Source organism: Romboutsia sp. (genome assembly GCF_051659545.1).
In the GTDB taxonomy this organism is placed as follows: Bacteria; Bacillota; Clostridia; order Peptostreptococcales; family Peptostreptococcaceae; genus JBOFOR01.
In genome coordinates this window covers 1-2,176 of sequence record NZ_JBOFOR010000290.1, presented here as the reverse complement: position 1 = coordinate 2,176, position 2,176 = coordinate 1, and the positions used below count along the sequence as shown (strand labels likewise).

The following is a 2,176-nucleotide window of genomic DNA, read 5'->3' as shown; positions in this document are numbered from 1 at the left end:
AGGCATCAGGAACTCAGGTATATGTCATCCCTGGTAATCATGATATTTCTAATCCTTGGGCTAGAAAATTTATAGAAGACAATCAATATATAACCGATAGTATAAGTGAGGATGAGTTTAGAAGTATGTATTCTAATTTCGGTTTTGATAATGCCGTACTTGAAGATGAGGATAGCCTTAGCTATTTGGCTACACCTAGTGAAGATGTATGGCTATTAATGCTAGATACTAATAACTATAAAACTAATACTAACCTGGGATATCCGCAAATGAAAGGTTCCCTTAGTGAAAGTACTCTTAGTTGGATTAAGAAATGTATTTCTTTAGCTAATGAGCATGGTGCAAAGATTATTCATGTAATGCATCATAGTATTATGAATCACAATGATGTTTATAATGATGGTTATACTTTAAATGATAACAATAAATTAATTGAAGTTTTTAATGAGAACAACATAGATTTTGTTTTGAGTGGTCATATACATATTCAAAATATTGCATTAAATAAAAGTAATGATAATAATTTATATGATATTGCTACTGGCTCTTTAGCTGTTTATCCTCATAATTTTGGACAGCTTAATTACAGTACTAGTGATAATAAGTTTATATACCAGTCTTCTAGATTAAATGTATCAGATAAAGCTTTAAATAATTTTGATGAGTATTCTAGAGAGTTCTTTGGTAATTCTATTTATAACAGGTATTACAATAAATTAAGCAAGTACGGCAATTTATCAAAGGAAAATATAGATATAATGGCTAATGCTATGAAATCTTTAAATTTAAATTATTATGCTGGTATTGATAATAATAGTTCTAGTGATAGTTTTAATGATGAAGAGTTTTCAGTGCTATTAAAATATGCAGATGATTTTTTGAAGAACTATATCAATAGCATTACAAAACCTAATGATATTAATAATAACTACTTAGAAATTAATTAGACCCTGTCAGTTTTATGACAGGGTCCTTATATTTCTAGTAATTGATAATTAGTATTTTATCTGATTCATCAGACTTAATTTCTAATGAATAGTTATCTTCATCTATAACCATTTCATTGAAGTTCGGATTGTATCTTTCAAAGAGTTGCTTACTTCTGTAATTTTTTATACCTGCTTCTTGCCATGTTATAGTTATATATTGTCTATTTTTATCAAATACAACACGTACTGGAACATGTTTTTCAAATACAACTTTTTTGTCTGATTTAGATATAGCTTTTATGCATACATCAAATTCACTACTTTCAAGATCATGATATTGGTGAAATGATTTTAATGCATTTAAACTATTTGATAATGTATTTCCTTTTAATTTTCCCATGGTGAGCCTCCTAATATGGTTGTCTTATATATCTATTGTAACATATATAGTAATTGTGTATTCATTTTTAAGTTATTTCAAGTACTTTGTTTCCTATTTCAAAACCTTATCTGCTGCTAATTTTCCTGTCATTATTGAGATTGGAAGTCCTGATGGGCTGAAACACCATTGTCCTGCTTGATATACATTTGGTATTGGTGTTTCAACAGATTTTGAAAGTTTAATTATTTTTGACTCTGCTGGCATAGTTGAATTTGTAAATGCCCACCCTGTTATCGCTCCATCAGTATTTCCTGTAATACTTTCTATTGTCAATGGTGTTGATGAAAACTTATCTATCACTTTATCTTTTATGCCTTTAAATATAGATTCATTAATTGTAGCTAATATGTATTCCTCACTAAGAGTTTTGAATTCGTTATACCAGCCCTTATTTTTTATAGAATTAACAAGTCCATAATCTATAAATGTACTTATCATAAGACCTGTTTTCCCTTTTGGTGCTAATGTTTCATCTCTTAACGCTGGAATAGCTATTTCATATGTAGTAAGACTATAATATTTCTTAATCCATTCTATAATCTCTTCTTTTCCTAATTCGAATACTTTATCTTCCTTTATGTTTAAGCTACCAGTCCCCATTTTATCTGCAGTATAAAAAAAGTGCCCAGTACATATATTTTCAAAATAGCTTTTATCTAAATCTATTGTAATATACACAGATAGTATAGAGTTACTACCCCTTTTATCTACTAATTCTTTTTTCTTTTTATTTATTTTCTTTATAACTCTATTGTCATATATCGAATTTAAATCAACTATATTGTAAAGCTTTATTAAATCATTG

General features: G+C 28.0%; 3 protein-coding genes. 1 reads left to right on the top strand and 2 read right to left on the bottom strand.

The annotated features are described in order from the left end of the window. The coding region (locus ACRC03_RS17505) for a metallophosphoesterase (RefSeq protein ID WP_438653889.1) at positions 1 to 947 on the top strand (947 nt) is incomplete at its 5' end. Positions 948 to 981: 34 nt separating this feature from the next. Here the strand turns inward: ACRC03_RS17505 and ACRC03_RS17500 are convergent. Then, positions 982 to 1,329 carry a hypothetical protein gene (locus ACRC03_RS17500; protein WP_438653888.1) on the bottom strand — a complete coding sequence of 116 codons (348 nt, stop codon included), beginning with the start codon at positions 1,327 to 1,329 and terminating at the stop codon, positions 982 to 984. A gap of 93 nt (positions 1,330 to 1,422) precedes the next feature. Next, a partial coding sequence (locus tag ACRC03_RS17495) for a hypothetical protein (protein ID WP_438653887.1) occupies positions 1,423 to 2,176 on the bottom strand: 754 nt, incomplete at its 5' end.

Coding starts and splice junctions, on each gene's coding strand:
- ACRC03_RS17500 (WP_438653888.1), bottom strand. CDS start 1,329: ATGGGAAAATTAAAAGGAAATACATTATCAAATAGTTTAAATGCATTA.